Here is a 3,773-nt window from a genome sequence, read left to right as displayed (position 1 = left end):
GTGCCGGAACTGGCATCCCTCGATGGTACCGAGCGGGCATTCGCATTGTTCTACACGCGTACCATTGGTTCGGGTGCGATCTCGCCGGTGATCTATGGTGTGCTCGACGACCGGATCGGTATACATGTCGCGAGTTTCGCCACGACCCTGACGGCCCTGGCAATAGGTCGATTTTAGTCTGTCGGCTGCGGTGCTCGAATCTGAGGGTTTGGAGCAGAAGCGACCACTCGATTGGCAGCCGTCGCTGCCTCGGAGCGCGCGTGGGAATGTCCGTTCTGGAGGAGAGCGACTGACCGTTCCGGGTCCGACTTCAGCCGGAGAAAATATTCGGCACCGCTCGCTTCAGCGCTATGTGAAGATAAACCGCGAAGGCCATCTGCCACGGCGGTATTAAAAGATCGACTGCCCGGTAAGTGTGGTCAAAGTTTCCAGTGACTTCGCGCCGGCAAGTGAGTTGCCGTTCGCGTCGAGGCCGGGCGACCACACGCAGACCGCCATTTCGCCCGGCAGCACCGCGACGATGCCGCCGCCGACGCCACTCTTAGCTGGCAAGCCGACGCGAAAGACGAAGTCGCCTGCAGCGTCGTAAGTGCCGCAGGTCAACATCAGCGCCGACAGACGCTTGGTCGAACTGCTGTCGAGGATGCGCTCCCCGGTCGATGGCACGACGCCGCCATTACTCAGGAATAGGGCGGCCTTCGCCAGTTCGACGCAACTCATCGAGATCGCACATTGCCGGCAATACGCGTCGACTACCGCATGGACGGGCATTTCCATATTGCCAAAGCTCGCGATGAAATGCGCCATAGCTTGGTTGCGATCTGCATGCCGCAGTTCGGACTGTGCGACGCGCAAATCGTAGTCGATTGTTGCCTCCCCGGTCAGCCGCCGCAGAAACTCAACCAGAGCGGTCTCGGCCTTGACGAAGCGTCGGCACAGCACGTCGGTGACGACCAGCGCGCCAGCGTTGATGAACGGATTACGCGGCTTACCCCGCTCGGCTTCGAGTTGCACCAGCGAATTGAACGGTGTCCCCGACGGTTCGCGGCCGACGCGCTCCCAGAGTTCGTCTCCGAGCAGCCGGAAAGCCATCGTGCAGGCGAATAGCTTCGAAATACTTTGGATCGAAAAACGAGTGTCGGCTTGGCCCGTACGGAAGACTTCGCCGGCCGGTGTGGCGATCGCCATGCCGAAGCTGTTGGCTGGGACTCTTGCCAGTTCGGGAATGTAGTCAGCAACGCGACCCGCGGTGCGCCACGGTTCGATCTCGCGATGAATCCGTTCGAGGATCGCTTGATAGTTTTGAGTCATGGCGGATGCGTCGGAACGTCAATCGGTGGGCTTGCGATGATACTTCAGAGAACGTGCGCAGCGGGTGTGGAAACGAAAAGCCCGCGTTGCAGCAGACTCCGGACAAGGCGGGGAGGTTGTCGGTTAAGCAATGACGTTGCGAGACACGCCAGCGAACTGTCTTGCAGAGGTGCGCCATGTACGACGAGCCCATGACAATGCTAGGAAGCCGCCCTTTCAGAATTCTTCGATTGCGGCCACGGAAGCAGGGTCATCGCAATACCTGCGAAACGTGCCGCTCAGTAACTAACCAAATTAGTTGAAGTCGTAGATTGATTAACAAGCCAACTTTAGTTGACGCCAAAGACTTCCGTATTGACAACTTTAATTGAATTACAAAACAGACGTTGCGCCTCATGCGCCTTGCGTCTGCGGTAGATTTCGCGTCGCACCACAGTACTAGCAACTTCAGTTGGGCAAGCGACACAAGCCTTGTCACCGGCCATTTTGGCCGACTCAGGGCCAGCTATTTCACTTAACGATCTGTCCGGATTCTCGAGGCCGCCTCCGCATCCTTGGGTGTGTGCTTACGCCAAACGGGTGCATGCGATTATTCGTGCGCCAAAACGGAGCCCATGTGTCCTGCGACATGATCCGTAAGCGGTGGTAATCGCACTTTCCTGGGGTTTGATGCACAACTTTGAATCAGGACGTGCGCCAACAACCGCGCCCCACCCGCAGTTCCAAAGCGCCGCCCCGTAAGCCTCAGCCGGCGATTGCGCCTTCGTGATCACACATGGCACGACTCATGCTTATTGAAGCATATCTTGTATACAAGTGTGAAGACATGAAAGTTACCGCAAAAACCCGACCTCTTTTTTTGATCCGCGAGTTACTCGAGGGCTACGCTCAAGTCAGCCTGACGCCAATGCATTGCGTCGACGAGGTGCTGCAACGAATCGAGGCAACTAATCGTCCGGAAGTCTGGACGGCGCGCGTCGCAACCGAAGCACTGCGCGCACGCGCTGCCGAACTCGAAGAGCTGCGTCGCACGATTGGCCCTGAGATATTCGTGAAGATGCCGCTTTACGGCGTGCCGTTCGCGGTCAAGGACAACATTGACGTCGCGGGCATGCCGACAACGGCCGCCTGTCCCGAGTTCGCCTACACGCCGCAGGTGTCTGCGTTTGCGGCACAGCGCCTTCTGGATGCGGGTGCGATCCTCATCGGCAAGACCAATCTCGACCAGTTCGCAACCGGACTGGTCGGAGTGCGATCGCCGTATGGCGCCGTCCGGCAGGTCGACTTTCCCGAGCACATTTCGGGTGGTTCGAGTTCCGGCTCGGCGGTGGCGGTCGCGGCAGGCTGCGTCGCCTTCTCGCTGGGCACGGATACTGCCGGATCCGGCCGCGTGCCGGCGGCCTTTAATGAACTGGTGGGGCTCAAACCTTCGCTCGGACTGGTCAGCAAGCGTGGCATCGTGCCGGCATGCCGCACGCTCGATACGGTGTCGGTGTTTGCGCACAATGTCGGCGACGCGTGGCGGGTCCTGCGCGAAATCGCGTGCTTCGATGCGCTCGATCCGTGGTCTCGTACGATGCCACAAGCAGCCCTGCTGTCGTCACAGCCACGTGTGGGCGTGCCAGATCAACTGGAGTTTTTCAACGACAGCGCAGCCCGGCAGGCCTTTCATGAGGCGCTCGAGTTACTGTCGAGCCATCTGGATCTCATATCGCAGCCCGTCGACTTCGCGCCGCTCAAGCAGGCCTCGGCGTTGCTGTATGACGGTCCTTGGATCGCCGAGCGACGCGCGGCGCTGGGTGCCTTCTTCGAGACGAATCACGACGACCTCGATCCGGTGGTCGCCACGGTGATCGCCAAGGCTGACAACTACAGCGCCGTCGACGCGTTCAACGCGCAATATCGACTCGCCGAATTGAAGCGCGAGGCACAGGCGCTCTTCGCCGACGTCGATGTATTGATCGTCCCAACGACACCGACGCATCCGACCATCGCAGCCGTCAGGGCCAATCCGGTCGAACTCAATAGCCAGCTCGGCTACTACACGAACTTCGTCAACCTGCTTGACCTGTGCGCGCTGGCGGTGCCGTGCGTGCGGCGCTCGGACGGGCTGCCCGCGGGGATCACGCTGATCGCTCCGGCAGGTGCCGACCATCGGCTCGCAGCGCTCGGTGCGCAAATCCAGGCGCTCTTTTTTGACGACGCGGCTGTCTCCGATAACAGCCTGCGTCCCTTGCTGTCCGACGAGCCGTCGATCACCCTCGCCGTGGTCGGTGCGCATCTGCGTGGCCAGCCGTTGAACCCGCAACTACTCGAAGTCGGTGCGCACTTTCTCGAGGCGACCCACACATCAGCCGACTATCGCCTCTTCGCGCTCGCCGACACCAAGCCGCCCAAGCCTGCTCTGGTGCATATGCCCGAGCAGGGCGGCGATAGCGCTGCCCCCACCCATGCCATTGCGA

Annotated in this window: 2 protein-coding genes and 1 pseudogene; 2 read left to right on the top strand and 1 reads right to left on the bottom strand. The window is 60.3% G+C overall.

The window, feature by feature from the left end; genetic code table 11:
• Positions 1-177 (top strand): annotated as a pseudogene (locus WCA53_RS33395) (MFS transporter); the annotation flags it as partial.
• Positions 178-390: 213 nt separating this feature from the next.
• Here WCA53_RS33395 and WCA53_RS33390 read toward each other — a convergent pair.
• Positions 391-1,311 carry a glutaminase gene (locus WCA53_RS33390; RefSeq protein WP_423922154.1) on the bottom strand — a complete coding sequence of 307 codons (921 nt, stop codon included), beginning with the start codon at positions 1,309-1,311 and terminating at the stop codon, positions 391-393.
• A gap of 826 nt (positions 1,312-2,137) precedes the next feature.
• Between WCA53_RS33390 and atzF the strand changes: the two genes are divergently transcribed.
• Positions 2,138-3,773, top strand: a 1,636-nt coding sequence (gene atzF / locus WCA53_RS33385; protein WP_423922151.1) for an allophanate hydrolase, incomplete at its 3' end; no start/stop codon positions are given.

The organism is Caballeronia sp. (assembly GCF_049581465.1).
In the GTDB taxonomy this organism is placed as follows: Bacteria; Pseudomonadota; Gammaproteobacteria; order Burkholderiales; family Burkholderiaceae; genus Caballeronia.
This window is presented reverse-complemented; position numbering and strand designations above follow the sequence as displayed.